The organism is Rhizobium sp. NPDC090279 (assembly GCF_044769665.1).
In the GTDB taxonomy this organism is placed as follows: Bacteria; Pseudomonadota; Alphaproteobacteria; order Rhizobiales; family Rhizobiaceae; genus Rhizobium.
Window position 1 is genome coordinate 173,421 of record NZ_JBIVYI010000008.1, and the last position, 23,187, is coordinate 196,607.

Sequence of the window (23,187 nt, forward strand, 5' to 3'; positions counted from 1 at the left end):
CGTGAGGTCAAGCATGCCCGCAAGCGGCGCGTGATATTGCATGGCTATCTCGTCCGGCCGGCCGGCATGGTTTTTGAGGATAACAAAAGCCCACCCCGTGAACGCCAGGGCGCCGACAAAAAGAAGCATGGAAAGATAGTGGCGGAGCAACGTTTCGGAACCCGGTTTGTTGCAAGGCCACTAGAAGCCGAAGATTGCATCGGCATTACAAAAGCTCGACTGGTCGAACGAGGTCGCCAAGTGGGATCGCAGCGCGTTCGTCCGAAGGAACTGGCTACGATCCCGGATCGACACCTACTAGACGTCAGGCATTGTCATTCTTGCCGAACCAGAAGTCGAGTTCGCGTATGCGGCGCTTGTCATAGGGCTGGTCCGGCGATTTGATCTGCCAGTTGCCGTCATTGGCAAGACCGGTCCACTTGGGCGCGCCATTTTGCTTTTGAACGGACTGCCGCCAGCGATACTGGGCATAGATCTCCATGATCTTGCCGGCATATTGGCTGGCAAGATCGCCGTTGCCGGTGATGATCACCAGGTTCTCGTCGTTCACGCCGCTCGCCTTCGGACCCATATTGTGCGAGCCGGTCATGACGACGGGGGTGGGGCCAAACGGATCGACGATCACCACCTTGCTGTGGACCATGGCATGGGCTGTCGGCAGCTTCAGAACTTCCTTCTGCCAATAGGCAAAGCGGCCGGGGATCGCGGCGGGCAGGACGACGTCGGCATTGGCGTCGATACGCTCGCCTCTGTTGAACAGCACGACCGGGTTCTTCTCCGTGCCGGGGTTCTGGTTGACCACGCCCTGAATGTAGAGATTGGGTTTGAAGGACGGGCTCGACGGAGACGCAAGCTCGATGATGTCGTTGAGAAGCGTGCCGCGAGGTCCGGGATTGAACATGGCAAACAGGATGCCCTGTTGGGCGCTCCGTATCAGCTCACCCGCCTGTTCGAGGTCAAGTCCCTCGCGCATGGGCGTGAACCAGACCGTGGTATTGGGAGCCTTGGGTGTTGTCCTGGGCTGGGCATTGCTTGCGTAGAGCGCGGGTGGGGAATCATTGCCATCAGCGGCAAGCGTCTTCCATTGGTCGAGGTAGAATTCCGCCACGGCCGGGTTGTCGATCAGAAGCGCATTGTTGGCCTGGGTGCAAAGACCGGTCATCGTCCAGTTCGTGCTGCCGGTCCACACGGCCTGAGGCGACTTGTCAGCGTCGCAGATGACCAGGAACTTATTGTGCGCCAGTGCCCTCGGCGCGCTCATGCGGTCCTTGACATCGCAGGCGGAAAGGTCGGATCGGGCATCCTCGTTTTCGTCCTCGCCCTTCTTCTTCACGCTGCCGTTGCCAAGCACGACATGGGCGCGCTTCTTGAAGCCCTGTAGCAGAGGTATGAGTTCCGGATCGTCGAGCTCGAACAGGGCGGCATAGATGTGGCCGCCATTCGTCTGGGTATCGTTCAGGAGCGATACCAGCTTGTCGCGGATCGGCCCTGCCAGAAATCGGCGGATCGGATCATCCGGAGTTCCGATCGCCTTCTTGAGTTTGGTGGTGGGGGATTCCTCGGGTAGCGCGCGTGCAAGCCATTGGCTGGCGACGATACCTCGATTGAAATAGCAGCTGACATGGCCGCTGGTTTCAGCCCCGATCTGCATGGCATCGCTCCAGTCCGATACGTGATCGGCCGATTCCTGCAGTGCCGTCTCGGGCCCGACCATGGCGGAGACCCTGTAGGCGACGACATCGCCTGGATTGACGGCGAAATCGGACCAGAGATATTTCTGGATCGGCCACTCCGTCGTCGGCTTGCGCGTGCCTTCCTCCACGGCTGGCCCATCGGCGAAGCCGACCCAGCTGGCGACGATCTCCTCATGATAGCCCTCGGCATCGACATCGGAGACCGTATTCGGGCTTTGCGGGCTTCCGGCTGCGCGCTTGATTTTTCGACGCAGGGCAAAGCCACGGCATTGGTCGATGAAGTCGCTGCGCCAGGCAATAAGAGCACTATCGACACCGGGATGCACGATCAGACTTATGTTCATTGTACCTCTCCCTGGATGATGGCTTCGGTTTCTAAAATTGCTGCCGAGTATGAGATTTGCGCCGGCGCCCCCGATCACCGCGCGGCCTTGACCGAAACGTCCGTCAGGCGAGCGGAGCGCCGGTCTGATCGTCGGTCTTGATCGTCTGAACGCTGAAGCGGACGAACAAGGCCACGGTCTCGCCGCCGGTAAATCGGATGAACAGCCCGCCATCGCCATGGACACGGTTGTCGTCGGCGAAGCTGCCGGAATTGCCCTGCATGAAATGAATGTCGTGGATGCCGCGTTCCGGGCTGAAATGAAAGGTTTCGTCGCTTCCCTGATCCTGAAAATACTCTCCGAAGGCGACAATGACGGCGCTTGCATCCGCCTTTGCGCGCTCGATCTGTCCGTCCAGCATGTTGGATAGCGACAGCTGCGCGCCTTCGGCGGGAATCGCGGTCATGTCATTGATTGGGAAAAGCGTGTCGCGAATATAGTCCAGACCCTCGCCATCCGGTCCGGTCTGCAACGCCTTGAAGCCCGCCGGACCTTGTGCCAACCCGGCTATATCGTGGCCGCTATTGTCCTTAAAGTCCGGGTCGTAGTGTACAAGCACTTCGCTACCGTCGACGGATTGGACATTCACGGCAATCCTGAAATCCTCGTCACCCGCCTTCACCCAGATCTCATAATGCGGCGAGGACCCTGACGGCTTCATCGTGCCATCGGCAACCTTGCCGACCAGGACTCCATAGGTGCGCTGGGCATTCTTGGGCTTCCGGCGTTCACGTGTCATGAGAAAGGACCTCTATCGGGGGCTAGAAAATGCTTGCCTGGTCGCCTGCCAGCAGCTGTTGCGGCACTTGGACGAGACGCCAGGCGGGATCTGCGGTGAGTATGAAAATCATGTCGAACCGGTCGTCGGGCCAGATCGGCGCCTCTATCTCACTTTGCGTCATGGCTGTGACGATCTCATGAATTGCCTTGTGTTCCCAGGCGATGAGCGCGATGCCATCTTGATGTCGGATGGCCTCGGCTAGTGCGGCCTCTTCGCCGCGTGCGTGGTCTGTGTTGACCGCAAATCCCAAAAGATCGGCAAGCGGTTGCAGGGTCGAGTGGGTGCGATGGCTATGATGCTTGTCGTCGGGATGGGCGGCATAGAGCGAGGTTGGCCTTTCGATAGGGCTTTGCGCGCTGCTCTTGCCAAGCGGATAGAATAGTCGAACCAGAGCCCCGGCCCGCTGCCATCCCCTTACGGTCAGAAAGTTTTCGTTCGGCGTGCCATCAAGCTGGACGCCCTGATCCTTGCCGCCGTCGATCGGACGTTCGGCGTGGCGGATAATCATGATCTTGTGTGGCGCCAAGGAAGATCCCTCGATAATGCTTGGATTTCAACGATTTTTGTCAAGTTCGGAACATGGGCTGTGGGATGCCGGCACGCCATCGTCGCATGGACGGCGCACCGGCTTTTGCGTGCTATGCTTTCAACGCTTCGTCATCATCGACATGCTCCGATACGCCATTATCGATCATCGCCACTATTTTGGGGAGACCGTATTTGGTGGGATCGCCATTGCTGTCTGCAAAGACGAACTGCCGCCAGATCTGGAGCTGTGTTTTGGCCTTGGATGGTGAACTCGGCAGATGCCTGAGCTTCGGTTTCCACTGGCCATTGACCATGACCGTTGCACCCCATGCGCTGCGCAGCGACGGGCCATTGCCATCAAGGAAGGAGAAAGCGTAGGCGACCTGGATGGCCGTGTTCCATTGGCTGTCGGCCGGCGGTTTCGTGCTCCAGCCATTATCGGCAACTGTGGCTCCATTTACAGGCGCCGCGAGAGGAAGTTCGCCCAGGATCGAAGCAAGACCGTCACGCCATTTCTTCGTCGTTGCCAGGTCACCTGCGAAGCTAGGGCCGCTCGAAGAGAGCGTGGTCAGATCTTTGGTCAGCTTGTCGAAAAGCGTGTTGAAGTGATTGCACACGTCCTGAGTATATTCGGTCTCGTGGCTGTTCTGATTGCAGCAGCCGGAGGTCGAGCGATCGGTATCGTGGTAGTAGTTGTTTGAAGTGTCGATCGAGTCCGTGAACTGATAGCCGTCGGCGCCGGTCGAATGGCACCCGCCCGCGCCGCCAGGCGTGAAGTGGCAGTTGTTCTGCCTGTTGTCATAGTAGCTCACACGCGACAGGCCGAGGAGGCGCGCGACCTGCCGGTGCAGGACGAGGCGATCGATTGCCAGGGCCCAGCCATAGGTCGCCGCATAGTCGGAAACAGAGAAGGAGGCCGGATTGGAGCCGAACTCCGCGGAGATCTCAGGAATTCTCCCCAGCGTCGTCAGCGCGATCCAAATGGGCAGCGTCGTATAATTCTTCTTGATCTCCGCCGAGACGACATCGAACGTCAGGCCGCGCAACCTCTGCTCATTGTCGTCGATCGCCGCAGGCGGGTTGCCATTGATAAGCCTGGCAAGCTCCGCCGTCGCATTGTAGGTGCCGAGCAGGTGGGTCTGGAATTTGCCGTCCGCCACCAAGGTCTTGCACACGCCGTTAATCGTGTCCGGCGCGTTTGCCGCGGCAAGCTGGGCATGAAGCTGAACGCGGAGCTTGAGGGCGCAGATCTGTGCGGTCAGATCGGCCAGAAGGACCTGTAATGCGTCATCACTCGCGCGTGCGACCCAGGTATTGGCCTTGACGATCGTCTGGACCGAGACTTGCGCCAGGTCATTTGCAAGCGTCCCGCGCATAAACCCGTCGGCGTTCTCCAGCTTGGGAATGAGATCATTTTCAATGTGCTGGAGGACGGCATCCGACCAGCCATTGTTTGTATCCGATGAGCCGCCCGCGCTGCTCGGCAGGTTCTGACTGCACCACGTGAAGAAGGCCTGGACGTCGCCATCCACCTCTTCGATCTTGAGATCGCGCATGTAGGTCTTGAGTTCGTTCACCGCGCTTTCGATCATCTGACCGACGACTTTGAGATCGCTGCCAGATGAACCGAACAGACTGCCGAACACCGAAAACAATCCGGAGAGCCCAGCTGCTGCGACGGGTCCCCAAGGCGGCGGCAGCGCGAAAGACAGATTGGTGGCGACGCCCTGCACCAGGTTCAGCACGTCCACTCCATCCGAGCCGAGAAGAGCGGGATGCTGCTGGTCCGGCATCGCTGGAGGCGGACGCACGGGTTGTGGCAGGACGCGCGGCAGGCCGCTTGCACGGTCGAACTGGATGGATGGAAAGACGAAGTCGATATCGATGAGATTGGTGGTTCGCGTGTATATGACGCTTCCCGCGGAGCAATCGAAGAACGGCTCGTCGAGGATGTTGAGCTGGGCCTTGATGACCGTTTCGCCGCTCAAGAGCGGATAGCGGCCTGCAAGCGTATCGAGCAGCTGCTGCGCAAGAGCCGTCGCGCCGGCCCGGCGTTCGGCAGGGCTCGCAGCGATCGCCGCAGCGACGGGTGTTGCCACCAGAGAATTGCTTGAGCCAACACGGAGCATATCGGCAAAGGCCTGGACGTTCAGCTGGTGCTGTTCCGGCGAAAACTGCCGGCCGCACGCTTCATCGTATGCAGGAAGGAAGCTATCCGCATAGTCGGCAAGGGAGCGCCCGTCGCGCGGGGCGCACCGGAAGTGAAGTGCTGCATGATAGTGAAAGGGAAGTGCTCCGGCGATGACCGGCGCGGTTGAGAGCGAACTCGTCATGATCCTGTACCACTCCGATTAGCCGTTGTTGGTCCACCATTCAGTCAGGGCAAGCGACATCAGATCCGCGGCGACAACGCGGGAGAGGGGCTTGTCGTTGTAGCTGATTGCTGCGAGCCCCCTGTAGGTCGGGCCCAGGCCGTTGGTTTCGATGGATTGTGCAAGCGTGGCGATCTTGTCGAGCTTGTCCTTGGGGTTCGACCATACCCATTGCTGCTTCAGCAGCTTCACCGCGAGATCGGCGGTAAACTGCATGAACAGCAGCTGTTCCTCGAAGGGGCGAGGTTTGTTCGCGTCGACGAAATCAGCCATGTTGCTCCAGAAATCGGCCTCGGAATCCTTGAGCCAGACCTTGGCGATCTCGGCGATGTCGGGATTGTCCGGGATCGGGGCATCCTTGTCCTCGGTGGTGGCGCCGCCCATCACGCCCCGAACCGCCATGAGGGGCGCGGGCGCGAAATACGTCCTGAGCATGAAGTACATGGAGAGGCCGGCGCTGATGCCGCCAATGACACTCATCGCAATGGTTACATACTTGCAACGGATACCCGCGCAGGCAGGACCGTCTGCGGCGGCTTGAACCTGCTGTCGAAGCTCGCCGACGTGCTGACGAAGCTGCTGCATCTCTTGCATCTGCTGCCGATTGCCCGCTTCCACGGCGACGAGAATGTCCTGGTTTGTAACGCGCGCGCCATCGGCGGGCATTTGCGCCATCTGGACCTCGGCAGCAGGTATCGCATCGTCTTGCGCCAGGATTCTGTTGAGGCGCTCGATGTTCGCGTCTATCTCGGCCTGCCGCTGCTCGTCGGCGTTTCGCTCGAACTCCTTTTGGTCCTCGCTGATGCGTTCCGGATCGCTGCGGCTCGCGTCTGGTTCTCTTGATACACCACTGTTGTCGTCCATGGTTCCCTCGTGGAGGTTGAAATTGTGAAATTGACTGGCGGTATCAGGTGTCGAAACTGTCGTTTGGACACGCGGCATCCTGTCGGTGACGCGATCCGCGACCCATACGATTTGGGTGCCTTGAAAGGCATGCTATCCATTGGACTGCGATCGGCTCAGACCCCCGACAGGCGCCGGGTAAAACCAACTTTGCTGAGCCGTTTATGTCGGATCGACCTTATGCATTTTGCTTGTCGATGTCTGCGTCCATTTTTGACACTTCCGATTTGGCGGGGCAACGGACCGCTGTTCCGTTGCCGTGCCTCTCGTTTCGGTCTTGGCCCGTGTCCATAGTTGCCTATGAAAATTGTCTTTGAAGCCGGAATGTGATCTTGCGTCTCGAGGCAAGTGTGGCCAGAGTTCCAGAACCTCCCGACGCCGGCGCGGCGCGAAACGTTTCGGCACACCGTATGAAAGCACCAAAAAGAATCGGCATTCTGGACGTCGCTCGGTTGGCTGGCGTATCCGCTACGACGGTGTCGCGCGTCCTGAACGGCCAGGCCGACAGCCGCATCAGCCTGGAGACGCAGGAGCGCGTCAGGGCGACGGCGAGCAGCGTCGGCTATGTCGTCAACCGTCTAGCAACATCGCTTAGAACGCACAGAACCGGCGTCTTCGGGGCGATCGTCAACAGCCTGTCGGGTCATTATCAGCCGCATCTGACGAGCCGCCTCCAGGCTGCGGCGCAACGCCGTGGCGTGGAACTGCTGGTCGCCCAGGCCAAGGCGGAGGCCGGCGAGATCGCTGGTCAGTTGCGCCTGTTTCAGCAGGATTTCTTCGACGGCGTCATCATGGTCAGCGACCTTCCCGGCCAGCAGGCGCTCTGCGATCATCTTGACCTTATGGGCAAGGCGCATGTGACGCTCGGCGCGGGGCTGACCGGTCCGCTCCCCGCCGTTCTCACCGATGACCGGCTGGGCATGAAACTGCTGTTCGACCATCTGGCGGGGCTTGGTCATCGCAGCATCTCCTTCGTCTACCGCATCAGCCGCAGCGCGCTTCGCGATCGCCTGTCGATTTTCGAGGAGATGGTTGCCGCGAGCGCGGGCTCCATCGTCGGCGACGTCATTTTCTTCGAGAAGGGCGAACGCGACGGCAAGCTGCTGGCTGATCTATTGGCTTCGCCACAACGCCCGACGGCGCTCATCTGCGGCAGTGACGGGCTTGCAATCGAGGTCGTCGCCTTCCTGCGCGATCTCGGCTTGCACATCCCCGCCGATATCTCCGTCGTCGGCTATGACAACGTGCCCGACACCGCCTATTGGTCGCCGCCTTTGACGACTGTTGCGCAGCCGACGGACGCACTATGCGAAGCCTCGCTTGACCTTCTGGTTGAGCTTTCGAATCTTCCGTTGGACGTGCGCGTTGCAAAGCGTCCGATGCGCTTCGTGCCGCCCGAACTTGTCATACGTGCGTCATCGAGCTCGCCTAGCTTGCGGCCATTCTCCCTTGCGTGAATGAAACGACGGTTTTGAGCGCAAGTAGCCGTTCTTCGTTTGCGCAAACGTTTGTGCAAAAGCTCTAACAGGAAAGTTTGCCGATGTCCGAATATCTGCTCAGCGGCTTCAACAGCCCGGTTACCCGCCGCACAACCCTTCTGATGGGAGCGGCGGCCGGCCTCTCCGCCTTCGTCCCGGCGCTTCCCGCTTCAGCCGATGACGGCAGCGACAAGAGGCGTGAGCTGCGCATCGCTGTACAGCAGAATCCGGTGTCGCAGGAGCCGGTCGATGCCGCCAGCAACGTCGCCTTCCGCAACAATTATTCCATCCACGAAACGGTCCTTGCGCTCGACATGCGCGGCGACTTCTCGGTAAAGCCCAATCTCGCCACCTCCTGGACCTGGATTTCGCCGACCGTGCTCGAAATGAAGCTGCGTCCGGGTGTGATTTTCCACGATGGCCGCGAGATGACGGCCGAAGACGTCGCCTTCTCCTTCGGGCCTGAGCGCCTCTTGAACAAGGACGCGCCGGGCTATCCCACCTATCGCACCAATTTCACCAGCCTCGATCATGTCGAAGTGGTCGATCCGCTGACGGTCCGCTTCGTCACCAAGTTCCAGGACCCGATCTTCCTGCAGCGCCTCGCATCCTACGCGGCTGTCGTCATCAGCAAGGACGCCTGGCAGAAGAACGGCGGCAACTGGACGACCTGGCGGCAGAAGCCGGTCGGCGCCGGCCCGTACAAGGTCGAAAGCTATACGGCCAATGAGAGCGTCGTTCTGGCCGCGCACGATCAGGCCTATCGCGGCAAGCCGGCCGCCAAGCGCGTGACCCTGCGCATCGTGCCGGAGGTTTCCTCGCGCATTGCCGGCCTGCTGGCTGGCGACTACGACATTGCATCGGACCTGCCGCCGGACCAGCTTTCCGTCGTCAGCGCCAGCACGGATCATGAGATCGTCGGTGGGCCTGTGCCGAACAACCGCATTCTGTTCTTCGACAAGAACAATCCGGCGCTGAAGGACCCGCGCGTACGCCAGGCACTCATCCTCGCGATCGATCGCCAGGCGATCGTCGACACGATCTGGAATGGCCGTACGAAAGTGCCGAACGGCCTGCAGTTCGAGCTTTACGGCCCCGTCTACCTCAAGGACTATCCGGCCTACCAGTACGATCCCGATCGGGCGACGCAGCTTTTGAAGGATGCTGGCTATAACGGTGAAGAGATCGAAGTCCGCTCGCAGAACAATTACTATACGGCGGAAAACCCGGTCACACAGGCCGTTGTCGCCATGTGGCAGGCGATCGGCGTCAACGCCAAGATGAAGTTCGTCGAAGCCGGCAAGCTGTTTGACAACTCGCCGACCCGCGCGACCGGCAACTGGTCGAGCACCGGGCAGATCCCCGACCCCTATATCTCCTTCTTCACGCAGTTCAGCGCCGCCGGCTCGCTCACCTCGTTCAAGATCTGGCAGAATGCCGATTTCGATGCGCTTGGCGCCAAGATGGAACGGGCCGTCGATCCGGCCGACCGCGCCAAGATATTCCGCGACATGCTGCATCTGATCGAGTGGGAAGATCCGGGCGAAACCGTCCTGCATCAGAACGCCGTCTTCTTCGGCATTCGCAAGGGCATCAAGTGGCAGCCTCTGCCGGCCTTCCAGATGGATCTCGGTGCCGGCAGCCTGTCCTTCGAAGAGCAGAAGAGCTGAGCTGCTTCACGATGGGCGTTCCCGTTCTCTCCGTCGACAATCTGAGTGTCTCGTTCAGAACGGGCGCCGGGCGGTTTCATCCGGTCAACAATGTCTCCTTCGACCTTGCCGAGGGCGAAATCCTCGGCATCGTTGGCGAGAGCGGATCGGGAAAGAGCCTCACCTGCCTCGCGCTTGCGGGTCTTCTGGGATCGACCGCCAGCGCGACGGGCTATATTTCCTTTCAGGACGCCATGTATGATGCGGCCGAGCTCGGCTCGCGGTCGCGGGCGAAGCTGCCGCCGATCGGGCTGATCTTTCAGGAGCCGGTCTCCTGTCTCGATCCGGTGCGCACGATCGGCTCGCAGATCGCCGAGGCGGCGGTCAGCGCCGGCCTGTCGGCAAGGGAAGCCAGGGCTGAAGCGCTCCGGCTTCTGGCGGAAGTCGCCATCCCCGAGCCAGAGACACGCTACAATGCCTATCCCGCGCAATTTTCCGGCGGCATGTGCCAGCGCGTGATGATCGCCACGGCACTTGCCATGCAGCCGCGATTGATCATCGCCGATGAACCCACGACGGCGCTTGACGTGACGGTACAGGCGCAGGTCATCGCTCTCTTGGTCAAGGCCGTGCGCGAGCGCGGCATTCCCATGATCTTCATCAGCCACGATCTCGATCTCGTCTCGGAGGTCTGCGACCGGATCGCGGTGATGTATGCGGGGTCGCTGGTCGAGATCAATCGCACCGACGATCTCTACGACAATCCGCGCCATCCCTATACGCGGCTGCTGCTGGAGGCCATGCCCGGGCGCGGCAGGCCGCTGGAAAGGCTCGCTGATATCCCCGGCGAGCTGAAATTGCATGATGACCCGCCGCAGGCCTGCGCTTTTGCCCCCCGTTGTCCGCGCGCGGAGCCGAATTGCGCGACGATGGCTCCGCCTCTGATCGCCGGCGCGGCAGCGCTTGCCTGCTTCAATCCGTGGAGTTCCCATAATGCCTGAGGAGCACGTAGCCTCCGATGTCCAGATTGCCGGCTTGGCGCTGGCTGCCCGCAATCTGCAATTTTCCTATGCACCGGGTTTTTCCCTCTGGCCGGGACGGGCGACGGGATTCCACGCGATCAAGGATGTGAGCCTTGAATTGAAATCTGGCGAGACATTGGGTCTTGTCGGCGAGTCCGGCTGCGGCAAGTCCACGCTTGCGTCGCTGCTATGCGGCGACCGCCAGCCGACATCGGGCGAGATCACGCTCTTCGGCGAGCCTTTCAAAAGCCTGATGAAGCCGAACCGGCGTGGGTTGGCAAAACACCTGCAGGTCATCTCGCAGGATACGATGGGCGCGCTCGATCCGCGACGGAGCGTCGGTCATCAGATCGTGGAGACGCTGGCAATCCATGGCATCGGCTATCCGGCAAGCCGGCTCGATCGTGCGGCGGAGACCTTCATGTCCGTCAGCCTGCCAGCCTCCGCTTTGCAAAAATTTCCGCATCAGCTTTCCGGTGGCCAGCGCCAGCGCGTCGCCATTGCGCGAGCACTTGTGGTCGAACCAAAAATCCTGCTGTGCGACGAGCCTGTCTCGGCGCTCGACGTCTCCGTGCAGGCGCAGGTGCTCAATCTCCTTCTTGACCTGCAGCGCGCACGTGGCCTGTCGCTGCTCTTCATCAGCCATGACGTGCGGGTGGTCCGGCACGTCTCGCACCGCGTGGCGATCATGGAGGCAGGCCGCATCGTCGAAACCGGCGCCACGGAGGATGTCTTCGCAAACCCAACCCATCCCTATACCGCCAAGCTTCTCTCTGCCGTTCCCCGCGGGCGGCGCGGCAGGGCGAAGCAGGCAACGGCCATGCTCGAAACGCTCTGAAGGAATGGCAATGCTTCAATCCATCCTGCGGGCATTTCTCAGAGCGCTCGTGACGCTGTTCCTGGCGATGACCTTCACCTTCGTCATCCTTCGCATCAGCGGCGACCCGCTGCATTCCCTGCTGCCCATCGAGACGCCGCCGGAAGTGGTGGCGCTGATGCGCCAGCAATGGGGTCTCGACCAGCCGCTCTATATCCAGTATTTCGCCTATCTCGGACATCTTCTGCGCGGCGATTTCGGCACGTCGCTGCTGAATGGCCAGGACGCGCTGACACTGGTTCTGTCGAAGGTTCCGGCGACGCTGGAGCTGATGGGCGCCGCCCTGATATTGGCGTTCGGCGCCGGGGTGCCCTTCGGCATTCTGGCGGCGCGCAACCGCGGCGGCCTGATCGACCGCTTCGTGATGGCGCTGGCGGTGCTGATGCATTCGCTGCCGAATTTCCTGATCGCCATCCTGCTCATCCAGCTTTTTGCCGTCTCCCTGCGGATCTTGCCGAGCGGCGGGGGATCGACGATGGCACACCTTGTTATGCCGGTTCTGGTCATCGGTCTCTACAATGCCGGCATCATCGCCCGGTTCGTCCGCTCGAGCGTGCTGGAGGTGCTGGGCCAGCGCTTCATATTGGCAGCGCGCGCCAAGCGCATCGGTGAGAGCGCTCTTCTCTGGCGACATATCATGCCGAACGCAGCCCTGCCGCTTCTGACGATGCTCGGCTTCCTGGTCGGCGGCATGATCGGCGGCGCGGCCGTGGTCGAGAGCGTCTACGCCTGGCCGGGTGTCGGCCGCTTTCTCGTCTCCTCGGTGGCGCAGCGCGATCTGAACATCGTGCAGACCATCGTACTGCTCATCACCGCAACGATGGTGACGGCCAATCTCCTGATCGATTGTCTCTACATTCTCGCCGATCCGCGCCTGCGGCATCGCGCATCGGCCTGACGGCCGCCTCGAAAGGTAACAGCCATGGCGAATGCAGCGACCGGCGCCGACGTTTCCCAAAAGACCAGACCAGAGAAAGCCTCCCGGCCCAGCCTCCGATTTGATCCCCTGACGGCTATTTGCGCCGTCGTCCTTGTGATCTTCATCATGGTCGCGATCTTTGCCAATGTGCTTGCGCCACATGGTTTTGCACAGATCGACCTTCATGCCCGCAAGGCGCCGCCGATCCTGTTCGGTGGCTCGTTCAAGCATATTCTCGGTACCGACGAGCTCGGCCGCGATATTCTGAGCCGCATCTTCTACGGCTTGCGCACCAGCCTGCTGATCGCGCTCGGCGCATCGGCGATCAGCCTGGCGCTCGGCACGATGCTCGGGCTACTTGCCGCCTTTGGTCGCGGATTTGCCGACATGCTGATCCGCGTTGCCGTGGATTTTCAGGCATCGATGCCGTTCCTGATTATTGCGCTCGCCGTTCTCGCCTTCTTCGGCGATAATCTCTGGCTGTTCATGGCGCTGCTCGGCCTCTATGGCTGGGAGCGTTATGCGCGGCTTGTGCGCACCATGGCCGGGCTCGAGCTCGAGCGAGGCTACGTCGCCGCCCTGAGGCGAAACGGTGCCGGAACCGCGCGCATCGCCTTCCTCCACGTCCTGCCCAACATCCTTTCCGTCGTTCTCGTCAACCTGACGATCGTCCTGCCGGAAATCCTGCTGCAGGAATCGGCGCTTAGTTTCCTCGGCCTCGGCATCCAGCCGCCGCTCGTCAGCCTCGGCAGCATGGTCGGCGCCGGCCGCGACTATGTGATGACCGAATGGTGGATCGCGATCCTGCCGGGCGTGGTGATCTTCGTCCTGTCGCTGTCGATCAGCCTGATCGGCGACTATCTGCGCGACGTTCTCGACCCGACTTTGCACTAGCTTATCCATAAAACTGACATTCAAGGAGACTTGCATTGCCCTTGCCCCTTCACGCCGCCCGTCATGGTTCACTCCGCATCGCCGCCCATCGCGGCTTCAGCCGGCGCTTTCCGGAAAATACCGTTCTCGCCTTTCAGGAAGCCGTGAACGCGGGCGCCAATGAGTGCGAGATCGACCTCATGCTGACGCGCGACGACCAGATCGTCGTGATTCATGACAGAGCGCTGGATCGCACGACCAACGGTTTCGGCTTCGTTGCCGATCACGATCTCAAGCATATCCTCTCGCTTGATGCCGGCGCGAAATTCGACCCGCGATTTGCCGGAACTCGCGTGCCGACCCTTGCCGATACCCTTCTATGGGCCAAGCAAACGGATACCCGTCTCGCGATCGAAATGAAGGAGCCAGAACGCGCCGATCGCCTCATCGATCTCATGATCGCAACGCTGCGGGAACTCGACGCTTTCGACCACGTGGCGATATCCTCCTTCGATCATCTCGACCTCAGCCGCGTGAAGGAGATCGAGCCGCGTCTGCAGACGGAAGCCATCCTTCATCATCGCCCGGTGGATGTGGTGGCCTCGATGCGCGCCGGTGGTATCGACGGCGTCTCGCTGGAGCTGAACCGCTTTCACCGCGCCGACGTCGAAGCGTTGCAGGAGGCCGGCATTGCCGTGCGTCTGAGCCTGCCGCTGCCGGAAAAGCTTGCCATCCTTTGGCAGGGCGGACGGGACCCGCTTCCCATGATCCGAAGCTGCGTCAGGGACCGGCTGGTCGACGCCCTGATCGGCGACGACGTGGATTTCCTCCGGATGCTGGGCAAAAGCGCCTCGGAATAAGGACAGCCGGTCAGTGCTTGACTAATTCATAGCTCGTCAGCTATTGATCTAATCGATAGCCAGAGAGTTATGAGTTGCCATGGCCAATGCCCATGATTCCATTTTCAGAGCGCTCGCCGACCCGACGCGGCGGGCGATCTTCGAGCGATTGTGCCGGAACGGCGATCAGACCGTCGTTGCGCTTACCGCTTATGCCGGGGTGTCCCAACCGGGTGTTTCGAAGCATCTCGCCGTTCTGAAACAGGCAGGGCTGGTGCGTGACCGGCATGAAGGGCGCCAGACGCGTTATAGCGCGCAGCGAAACGCCCTTGCCCCACTGGTTGACTGGGCAAGCCAAATGGCCGGCTTCTGGGAGGGCAAGTTCGACGACCTCGAAGACTTGCTCGATAGGATGGATCAATGAAGGAGGCTCCGGGTGCCGTGCGCACCGTCACAGTCGAGCGCGACATTGCGCACCCGCCGGAAAAGGTCTGGCGCGCGCTCACCCAGCCGCATCTGATCGCAGAGTGGCTGATGAAGAACGACTTCATCCCCACCCTGGGCCACCGGTTCACCCTTCGCGGTGATTGGGGCGGTGTTCTGGATTGTGAAGTGCTCGCCGTCGAGCCGAACAGCAGGCTGTCTTACCGATGGAATTTCGCACATGATGATCCGGCTTTCGATCTGAAGAGCATCGTGACGTTCACGCTGATGCCGACGGATAAGGGAACGCATCTGCGCATGGAACAGGTCGGTTTCCGGCCGGATCAGAAGCAGGCCTATGGGGGTGCCAAGACGGGGTGGCGGCAGTTCCTTGAAAGGCTTGAACAGGTCCTGTCGCGGGTGAATTGAAATCCATCGCCGGTACGCGCGGGATGCCATCGCGCAAACAAACTCTGGCCGTTTCGGGCCGATGGATTCCGGCGCGTCAAGTAGTCAGAATTATGAAGTGGACGGGGACATGATCACCGATATCGAGGACTTCTTTACGAAGGGATGCGGCCGCTGCGAACGCTTCGCGACGCCGGACTGTTCGACGAGACTGTGGATTGACGGTCTGAACGAACTTCGCCGGATCTGTCTGGAGGCGGGGCTCGTCGAGACGGTGAAGTGGGCGCATCCATGCTACATGCATGAGGGGCGCAATATCGTGATTATCGGCGCCTTTCGCGGCGATTTTCGCGCCAGCTTCTTTAACGCGGCATTGATGAAGGACCCCGAGGGCGTGCTGGAACGGCAAGGGCAGAACACCAAGCACCCCGACATGATCCGCTTTGTGAGCAATGCCGCAGTGACGAAGTTGGAGCCTGTCATCCGATCCTATCTCAAGGAGGCAATGGGATATGCGCAGGCAGGCATCAAGCCGACGAAAGAAGTGGGCGACATCGAATTGCCGGACGAGCTGATCGAGGCACTGGATTCCGATCCCGAGCTGGCGGAGGCCTTCCATGATCTGACGCCTGGGCGAAAGAAAAGCTATGTGATCAATCTCGGCTCGGTGAAGAAGTCCGAAACGCGAAGCGCGCGGATTGCGAAGTTCCGCAATCATATTATCGCGGGAAAGGGTGCGCTTGAGCGGTGACCAGCGTTCTTGCGAGCGGCTACAGCTGAACATCACAAAAGCAAGGATGTTTCCGATAAAAATGTGATATAGGCTACCGGATGTTCTGCAACGGCCAGGGGAGGGGACCATGCAGTCGTTGGTTGCGCCAGTTCATATACCGGTGTCCGTGGAGGTCCTTGAAGCGGAAATCCGCCGGGTCTGCGGCGCGTTCAGCCTCGAGCCGACTTTGTCTTCGGGCATTGTTGCCGGCGATGTCGCCACTCGCCGCATGGGGCTCTTCGAAACGGCGATTGTCGGGCTTGACGCCAGCAAGCATGTCGAACGGGGCGTTAAGGCGATCCGACAGGACCCCGGAGAACACTTCTTCCTCCTCATCCAGGATGCCGGCCGTTGTCGCGTGGAGCAGAACGGTTCGGTGGCCGATCTCGAGCCCGGTGACATGTTCCTGGTAGATGCCATCAGGCCGTCACGGTTCTCCTATGGCGGTGCCCGCTCCAGTCAGGTTTCGATCCATCTTCCTCGCGACGAGATGGTCCATCGCTTCGGCGAGGCCTGTACCGGCGGCATCTCGATCAGCCGAAGCGACCCGCTGTGGCTGGCCATGCGGGCGGTCGTGACCAAGATGCTCGACAGTCCGGCCGCCCAGTCGCAGCTGGGTGAGGCGTTTCTCTGTCTGATGGGCGCCTATCTGCAGTCGGCCCGCGGCGCCGGTGCGCCGGAGACCCTGCTTTCGCGCGCGCTTGCACTGATAGACCGTTACGGCGCCGACCCCGCTTTCGGCCCGCGGGAGCTTGCCAACCGCCTCAATGTTTCCGAGCGCATGCTGCAGCGGCATTTTCAGGCGCTGGGCGAAACGCCCGGACATCGTCTTCTGAACCGACGTCTGGAGATTGCTTACGGCCGGCTTTGCGCTCGCACGGCTGAGATGGCCGGCGATGGCATTGCCGCGATCGCCTATGATGCAGGTTTCAACGACCTGTCCTATTTCTATCGCGAGTTCCGCAAGAAATATGGCAAGACGCCGGGTGCCGCCGCCCGCTGCCATTGACGCTTTTGTCCAACAGTCCGGACGCTCCTGTCCAAGTCGGACGCTCGTTCCTGGCTTACTCTTCTCCCAATTCCCCGGCTTTCGGCCGGGGTTCAGCGGAGGAAACTGGCAATGACGTTCTATTCTGCAACCATCGGCGGGACGCCGGTGACGGGCGAAGCAAATTTCGCGGTGCTCAATCCGGCAACCGGTAAAGAGGCCGGTCGTGCCCCGAACATGGGCGCCGCCGACCTGGACCGAGCGGTTGCCGCGGCCCGTGCCGCTTTTCCGGAATGGTCCGCGCTTGGCGATAAGGAGTTGCAGCGCATCTGCGCCGCCGTCACTTCCCGCATCGAAGAGCATGCAGAGGAACTCGCCACCATCATCACGCTGGAGCAGGGCAAGCCCTTGAATGGCCTCGGTTCACGCTGGGAAATGGGTGGCGCTGTCGCCTGGGCAGGTTATACCACAGGGCTTTCCCTGCCGGTCAAGCTGCTGCAGGACAATGCCGAAGGCCGCGTCGAGCTGCATCGCAAGCCGATTGGCGTTGTTGGCTCGATCACCCCATGGAATTTCCCGGTCATGATTGCGATCTGGCATGTGATGCCGGCCTTGCGCACCGGCAACACCGTCGTCATCAAGCCATCGCCGCTGACGCCGCTCTCGACCCTGCGCCTGGTCGAAATCATGAACGAGGAGCTGCCATCGGGTGTGCTGAACGTCGTGACATCAGACGACAAGGACATCAACCTCGGTGCCGCGATGGCGGCCCATCCCGGCATCAACAAGATCGTCTTCACCGGGTCGACGGCCACGGGCCAGAAGGTCATGCAATCGGCTGCCGTGAACATGAAGCGGCTGACCCTTGAACTTGGCGGCAACGATGCCGGTATTGTTTTGCCGGATGCCGATCCAAAGAAAATCGCCGAAGGCCTCTTCTGGGGCGCCTTCATCAACAACGGCCAGACCTGCGCCGCGCTGAAGCGCCTCTATGTGCATGAGGCGATCCACGATGCCGTTTGCGAGGCGCTGGTTGCCTATGCACGCAATATTCCGGTCGGCAACGGCATGGAAGAGGCAAGCGTTCTCGGCCCCGTGCAGAACCGCATGCAATTCGAGAAGCTGAGCCGGCTGGTTGCCGATGCGGCAGGCCGCGGCAAGGTGCTTCTCGGCGGTGCGCCGGGCGAAGGGCTTTTCTTCCCTCCCACCATCGTCGCTGGCCTTTCGAACGGCGATGCGCTTGTCGACGAGGAACAGTTCGGCCCGGCTTTGCCTGTTATCAGATACAGCGATGTCGAAGACGCCATCCGCATGGCGAACGACAGCTTGAGCGGCCTCGGCGGCTCCGTCTGGTCTTCGGATATCGTGGCGGCGAAGGCGGTGGCGGCGCGCATGGAATGCGGCTCGGTCTGGATCAACAAGCACGGCGCAATCCAGCCGAACGCCCCCTTCGGCGGCGTCAAGGCTTCCGGCTTCGGCGTCGAATTCGCCGAGGAGGGGCTGCAGGAATACACGGATATTCAGGTGATATTCGCCTGATCTTGGAAGGCATTAGACAGGGAGGACGGAAATGAAAATGAAGCATTATCTCGCCTCGACCGGGCTGCTGCTAACGCTTAGCGCGTCGGCAGCGATGGGGCACCCGCTCGACGGACTGACGGCGGATGAATACCAGAAGATCAACCAGATCCTGCGCGAGCAGAAGGTCGTCGACGACCACACGCTTTATCCGCTGATCGAACTGAAGGAGCCGGCGAAGGCGGACGTCCTCACATGGAAGGAGGGCGACAAGCCGCTCGATCGCGAGGCGAAGGTGCAGCTGACGAGCCCGCAGGGCTTCAAGGAAGCCGTCGTTAACATCACCAAGGGCACGGTCGAGAGCACGACGCCGATCAAGGGGCAGCCCATGGTGCTCTTCACCGAATTCATGGACGCGCTGCAGGGCGTGCTTGGCGATCCGCAAATGGTGGCAGGGCTCAAGAAGCGCGGCCTCACGCCGGAGCAGGCCTTCTGCCTGCCGCTGACCGCCGGCAACTTCTTTACCGAGGAGTATCAGAATTCTCGCCTGATGAAGGTGCCCTGCTACCATGTTCCCGAAGGCTCCAACTATTATGCCAAGCCGATCGAGGGCCTTTTTGCCGTCTACGATATCGGCAAGAAGAAGGTCTTGAAGGTTATCGACACCGGCGCCATCGAGGGCCCGAAAGACAATTGGGGCTACACCGAGAAGGAAGTCGCCGCGCGCGAGCCGCTGCGTCCGCAAACCAACCTCGCTACGCTCTCACAGCAGGGCGGCCCGAACTACAAGCTCACCGGCAGCCATCTGGAATGGGACATGTGGCGCTTCAATTTCCGCGTCGACAAGCGCCCTGGGCTGGTTCTTTCCAATCTTGACGTGAAGGACGGCGATACCTGGCGCTCGGTGATCTACCAGTCGCATCTCTCGGAAGTCTTCGTGCCCTATATGGACCCGACCGAGGGCTGGTACTGGCGGACTTACATGGATAGCGGAGAATATGGCTTCGGTCTGTTCCTGAGCCCGCTGCGGGCCGGCGTCGATTGCCCAAGCTACGCCACCTTCCTGCCGGCAACCATCGCCGATGACAAGGGCAATCCGCTGACTATTCCCGATGCCATTTGCATCTTCGAGCGCAGCATTGGCGATCCGGCCTGGCGTCATTTCGAGGTCTTTGCGCAGACACCGGAGAAGCCGGTTCCGGCGGAGGGCCGGCCGGCAAGTGAGCTCGTCGTGCGCACGGCCTCCGAAGTCGGCAATTACGACTATCTGATCGATTACCGGCTGCAGCCTGACGGCCAGATCCGTATCATGATCGGCGCGACCGGCCTCGATGCGGTCAAGGGCGTGCAGTCGACCTCGATGGACGATCCGACGGCTGCCGCCGACACCGCGCATGGCACGTTGATCGCGCCCAATCTGGTCGCCGCCAATCACGACCATTATTTCAACTTCCGCATCGATTTCGACATCGACCAGCCGGCCAACCACTTCGGTACGATGGATATCGTCCCGGCCAAGGTTGATCCGAAGAACCCGCGCCGCTCGATGTGGATGGTCCAGCATTCTATGCCGAAGACGGAGATGGAGGCGCGTTATCAGCTCTCGGCGATGAAGCCGCGCTACTTCATGATCTCGGACCCCTCGCGCAAGGGCTATCTCGGCCAGGAGCCGGGCTGGATGATCCATCACGGCGATGTGGCTTATGGTCCTTTCGATTTCGTCAAGGACCCGCCGATGAAGCGCAATGCCTATATCGAATATTCGGTATGGAATACGGTCTACGATCCGGACCAGCAATATGCCGGCGGCAAGTTCGCCATGCAGAGCGACGGCTCCGACACCCTGCCGGAATGGGTCAAGGCCAACAAGCCGCTGATGGGCAAGGACATCGTCACCTGGTTCACCGCCGGCTTCCACCATATCCCGCGCATGGAGGATTGGCCTGTTATGTCGACCGAGTGGAAGACCATCCACATCGAGCCGCACAACTTCTTTGCGCATAATCCGGCCCTGACGCTGAGAAACTGAGACTACTCCGCCGGCGCTGCATATGTAGTGCCGGCGGCCTTTCCGCCATCTCAGGCGGAGATTTACGATAAATGGTCATGGTGCCGCGAGGTGGCCATTCCCCCATGGTCGTGCGGCGCCGAGCTGTCCGTGGTCAACCTTATGAAATACTTATATCGTACTGCAATCAGTCCAATCGAAAACCTATGGCATAGCCGATACCCTTCAACGGTGCGGTCGATTTCCCGATCGCTGGCGTCGAATGGCGGCTCTGTTGGAGGGATTGGCGATGTATGGTCGTTGGTGGGCATCTTATACTGCGGCGCGCGCACGTCCGACATATTATTCTCCGGTCATCCCAGGTTCTGCCGACGCGTCTCGTTCCGATGACGTCGGTGATCTCTGGATGTTTGCCAGGCTTGCGATCGTACTGGTGATCGCATTTGCAGCGCTAACGTGCGCTCTGCTGGCTGTGCACTGAAAGTTCCACTGTTCCAGTTGACATGGTGAGTATGCGCGAATTGAAGCGGATTGAACTGGATCAGATATCGAGGGCGACGATCAGCAGATTCCTATGGAAGTGCAATATAGCCTTTGCGATTTCCCTGTTTTCAAGAACGAGTTATCTGCTGTCGGCCTCCAGATGTCTCGTCCTATATGCATTTCTCATGATTGCAATTGCTGCATTCACTCGCCAGCGCTTCCATGCGGACAGCTTCAATCATTGGAGTGAAGCGCTTTGGCTTGGGTTCGTCGCCGCAGGTTTGAATCTGCTCGCGTGAATTTGCAGCGGGACGTTGTCACTGCTTGATCTCCCCGCCGATGACGCCAAACACTTGCACGTTTGCAGGTCATTTCGGCTTCGGATCATACCATGCGTAACCGAAGTGATAGCGATCCGGGTCCTTGCCATAATAGTAGGGAAGGGCGATATCCTGCTGTGCCGGCAACTGTGCTGCCGCACCGAATTTCGACGTGAACCACTGTTTCAAGGCATTCGGCATGCCTGATTGGTGCCCGTCTCGCTCGTTCCAGACCAGCAGGACGGGCCCGTCTCCTATGACCTGTTCACTCAGATCCGATGCAGGATATTCGGTCGAGATCACCCGCGTATGCGGCATGTTCACTCGAATATTGCCCGCCTTGTGCCAGGTTGTCGTCACGACTGCCGACGGCTGTTTTCCTTGCGTCGCGATGACTTTGTCCACGAAGGTCGCATAGGGCGTGTTCAAATGCTCATACGAATGGAAAAACCGCGCGAAAAGGACGCCTCCCCCGACTATCAGGGGCAGTGCCACCATCATCGCGGCGGGCACATAAAGGAACCTCTTTATGTCGGTTTGACTTTGCTCCCCGGCAGCATCGAGTTTCAGACAGAAGTAGAGCGGCAGCAGGAACAGGAAGGGAAGCAGCCAGCGGTCGCGAAATTCCGTGAGTGTTATGACCAGTATCAATGCCAGCAGGATGACGGTTGTGCTTGAAAATATCCGTCCGACGAAATCGCTCCACTCGCTTCTGGCGCGCAGCGAGCGCAGGAATGACTGGCGAAAGATCAGCAGAAAGATCACGGTCGTAGGCGCGACGATTGCCACGCCCGTCTTGACGAGCTCGACAACTCCGAAACCGATATCGGAAACCTTGCTGCCGGCGCCTTGCTCCGACATGGTGTGGACGGTCGTTGTCAGGACGCGATCCATGTTGGACACCATCCATACCGCGTGCGGCAGGAACACGAGAACGGCGATGGCAAGCGTCAGCAGAAGGCGCCAATCCAGAAGTCTCTTTCGCCCGTCGGGATGAAAGAAAGTCGCAACGAGGACGCTGATGACCACGAGCGCGAAGTTGTATTTCGTGAGCATTCCGAGCCCGGCCCACAGGCCGATCATCGCATAGGAGATGACCGTCGGCCGGCGGATCGTCACTACAACGAAGTGGATGACCATGATCACTGCAAGCAAGGTGGCGACGGTGTGTGTCAGGTCTCTCTGCGCCTGCCAAAACATCTGCGGCATCGTCAGCAGCGACAGTGTCCCGATCGCGGCCAGCCTTTTATCGGCCAGAAGCGATCGCAGGAGGTTGTGATAGCTGAAGTAGACCAGGAAAAGCAGAAGGTTCTTGACTATGACGAGCGATGCGACGTTCGTGCCGAAAATTTCGAAGATGCTGTATTGAAGCCAGTTGTAGAGCGGCGGCTGCGCGTCATATCCCCAGGCAAGCCATTGACCCACCAAGAATTGCTGCGCTTCGTCGATCCGCAACGAATTGGAGATGGCGATGCGGATGGCGGCCTGCACTGCGAAATATAGGGCTAGGATCGCAGGCACCCACCAATAATAGTAGGAGGATGACCGACTGCTGTCGGCTGACGCCAGCTGATGGGGCGCATCCGCAAAACCGGCTTTTTCCACAGGGTTCATCCCGTTCTCCGTGCGATTGTCAATATCGCCGCCCGCGACATGTCACAGATGTCGCGGATGTACAATCGCTTCCAATGAAATTTCAGGGTCCAGCATCTTGAGGGCAGGTCCGGTTCGCCAGGCATCATAGCCTTCGGCAGCCGGGTCGTCGCAGCATTCTCGTCGGTCGTGGCGTTCAGCACCCTCGTATTGCACCAGGCAGATCTTCTTGGTGAAGTAACGGCGTAACGCTGCGGGAATATGAATGCCTCACGGGCTGCCCGCAACATTTTTTGCTGCCGCTGCCTTATTCAGTATCGAACTTGTTGTCAAACATACCGAATGTATGTATAGAA

At 60.2% G+C, this 23,187-nt stretch carries 19 protein-coding genes; 13 read left to right on the forward strand and 6 right to left on the reverse strand.

Annotation, left to right across the window (positions count from 1 at the left end):
- Nucleotides 1–304: 304 nt before the first annotated feature.
- The 5 genes from ACIQWP_RS20790 to ACIQWP_RS20810 all read right to left on the reverse strand — a co-directional run bounded on the left by ACIQWP_RS20790 (nucleotide 305) and on the right by ACIQWP_RS20810 (nucleotide 6,622).
- Entirely contained in the window at nucleotides 305–2,038 is a 1,734-nt protein-coding gene (locus ACIQWP_RS20790; RefSeq protein ID WP_402791438.1) for a phospholipase D-like domain-containing protein, read from the reverse strand.
- A 103-nt stretch (nucleotides 2,039–2,141) separates the two neighbouring features.
- The gene (locus tag ACIQWP_RS20795) at nucleotides 2,142–2,816 is read right to left on the reverse strand and encodes a DUF2278 family protein (RefSeq protein WP_402791441.1); all 675 of its coding nucleotides are present in this window, start codon (nucleotides 2,814–2,816) and stop codon (nucleotides 2,142–2,144) included.
- A gap of 22 nt (nucleotides 2,817–2,838) precedes the next feature.
- Nucleotides 2,839–3,384: a histidine phosphatase family protein gene (locus tag ACIQWP_RS20800; protein ID WP_402791443.1), complete on the reverse strand. Its 546-nt coding sequence runs from the start codon at nucleotides 3,382–3,384 to the stop codon at nucleotides 2,839–2,841.
- 112 nt (nucleotides 3,385–3,496) lie between these two features.
- A complete protein-coding gene (locus ACIQWP_RS20805) occupies nucleotides 3,497–5,719 on the reverse strand; it encodes a hypothetical protein (RefSeq protein ID WP_402791446.1) in 2,223 nt (740 codons plus the stop codon).
- An 18-nt stretch (nucleotides 5,720–5,737) separates the two neighbouring features.
- Nucleotides 5,738–6,622: a hypothetical protein gene (locus ACIQWP_RS20810; protein WP_402791449.1), complete on the reverse strand. Its 885-nt coding sequence runs from the start codon at nucleotides 6,620–6,622 to the stop codon at nucleotides 5,738–5,740.
- A 449-nt stretch (nucleotides 6,623–7,071) separates the two neighbouring features.
- Here ACIQWP_RS20810 and ACIQWP_RS20815 point away from each other — a divergent pair, with 449 nt between their 5' ends.
- From ACIQWP_RS20815 to ACIQWP_RS20875, 13 genes are all read left to right on the forward strand, one after another.
- Nucleotides 7,072–8,118: a LacI family DNA-binding transcriptional regulator gene (locus ACIQWP_RS20815; protein ID WP_402791452.1), complete on the forward strand. Its 1,047-nt coding sequence runs from the start codon at nucleotides 7,072–7,074 to the stop codon at nucleotides 8,116–8,118.
- Nucleotides 8,119–8,201: 83 nt separating this feature from the next.
- Entirely contained in the window at nucleotides 8,202–9,809 is a 1,608-nt protein-coding gene (locus ACIQWP_RS20820; RefSeq protein WP_402791455.1) for an ABC transporter substrate-binding protein, read from the forward strand.
- Between the two features lie 11 nt (nucleotides 9,810–9,820).
- On the forward strand, nucleotides 9,821–10,789 hold the full coding sequence (locus tag ACIQWP_RS20825) for an ABC transporter ATP-binding protein (protein ID WP_402791458.1): 969 nt from the start codon (nucleotides 9,821–9,823) through the stop codon (nucleotides 10,787–10,789).
- Nucleotides 10,782–11,648, forward strand: a complete 867-nt coding sequence (locus ACIQWP_RS20830; protein WP_402791461.1) for an ATP-binding cassette domain-containing protein — start codon at nucleotides 10,782–10,784, stop codon at nucleotides 11,646–11,648. The genes ACIQWP_RS20825 and ACIQWP_RS20830 overlap by 8 nt, the downstream gene beginning before the upstream one ends.
- Before the next feature lie 10 nt (nucleotides 11,649–11,658).
- Entirely contained in the window at nucleotides 11,659–12,585 is a 927-nt protein-coding gene (locus ACIQWP_RS20835; RefSeq protein ID WP_402791463.1) for an ABC transporter permease, read from the forward strand.
- 24 nt (nucleotides 12,586–12,609) lie between these two features.
- Complete coding sequence (locus ACIQWP_RS20840) at nucleotides 12,610–13,500, forward strand: ABC transporter permease (RefSeq protein ID WP_402791466.1); 891 nt, start codon at nucleotides 12,610–12,612, stop codon at nucleotides 13,498–13,500.
- Nucleotides 13,501–13,535: 35 nt separating this feature from the next.
- Nucleotides 13,536–14,339, forward strand: coding sequence for a glycerophosphodiester phosphodiesterase (locus ACIQWP_RS20845; protein WP_402791469.1), 804 nt, complete (start codon nucleotides 13,536–13,538; stop codon nucleotides 14,337–14,339).
- Between the two features lie 79 nt (nucleotides 14,340–14,418).
- On the forward strand, nucleotides 14,419–14,742 hold the full coding sequence (locus ACIQWP_RS20850) for an ArsR/SmtB family transcription factor (RefSeq protein ID WP_402791472.1): 324 nt from the start codon (nucleotides 14,419–14,421) through the stop codon (nucleotides 14,740–14,742).
- Complete coding sequence (locus ACIQWP_RS20855; RefSeq protein WP_402791475.1) at nucleotides 14,739–15,170, forward strand: SRPBCC domain-containing protein; 432 nt, start codon at nucleotides 14,739–14,741, stop codon at nucleotides 15,168–15,170. The genes ACIQWP_RS20850 and ACIQWP_RS20855 overlap by 4 nt, the downstream gene beginning before the upstream one ends.
- Nucleotides 15,171–15,279: 109 nt before the next feature.
- Nucleotides 15,280–15,900 carry a YdeI family protein gene (locus ACIQWP_RS20860; protein ID WP_402791478.1) on the forward strand — a complete coding sequence of 207 codons (621 nt, stop codon included), beginning with the start codon at nucleotides 15,280–15,282 and terminating at the stop codon, nucleotides 15,898–15,900.
- A 109-nt stretch (nucleotides 15,901–16,009) separates the two neighbouring features.
- Complete coding sequence (locus ACIQWP_RS20865) at nucleotides 16,010–16,930, forward strand: helix-turn-helix domain-containing protein (RefSeq protein WP_402791481.1); 921 nt, start codon at nucleotides 16,010–16,012, stop codon at nucleotides 16,928–16,930.
- Between the two features lie 111 nt (nucleotides 16,931–17,041).
- Nucleotides 17,042–18,448, forward strand: coding sequence for an aldehyde dehydrogenase family protein (locus ACIQWP_RS20870; protein WP_402791483.1), 1,407 nt, complete (start codon nucleotides 17,042–17,044; stop codon nucleotides 18,446–18,448).
- A 37-nt stretch (nucleotides 18,449–18,485) separates the two neighbouring features.
- Entirely contained in the window at nucleotides 18,486–20,456 is a 1,971-nt protein-coding gene (locus ACIQWP_RS20875; RefSeq protein WP_402792078.1) for a tyramine oxidase, read from the forward strand.
- 830 nt (nucleotides 20,457–21,286) lie between these two features.
- Here ACIQWP_RS20875 and ACIQWP_RS20880 read toward each other — a convergent pair.
- Entirely contained in the window at nucleotides 21,287–22,852 is a 1,566-nt protein-coding gene (locus ACIQWP_RS20880; RefSeq protein WP_402791485.1) for a glycosyltransferase family 39 protein, read from the reverse strand.
- Nucleotides 22,853–23,187: the final 335 nt, after the last annotated feature.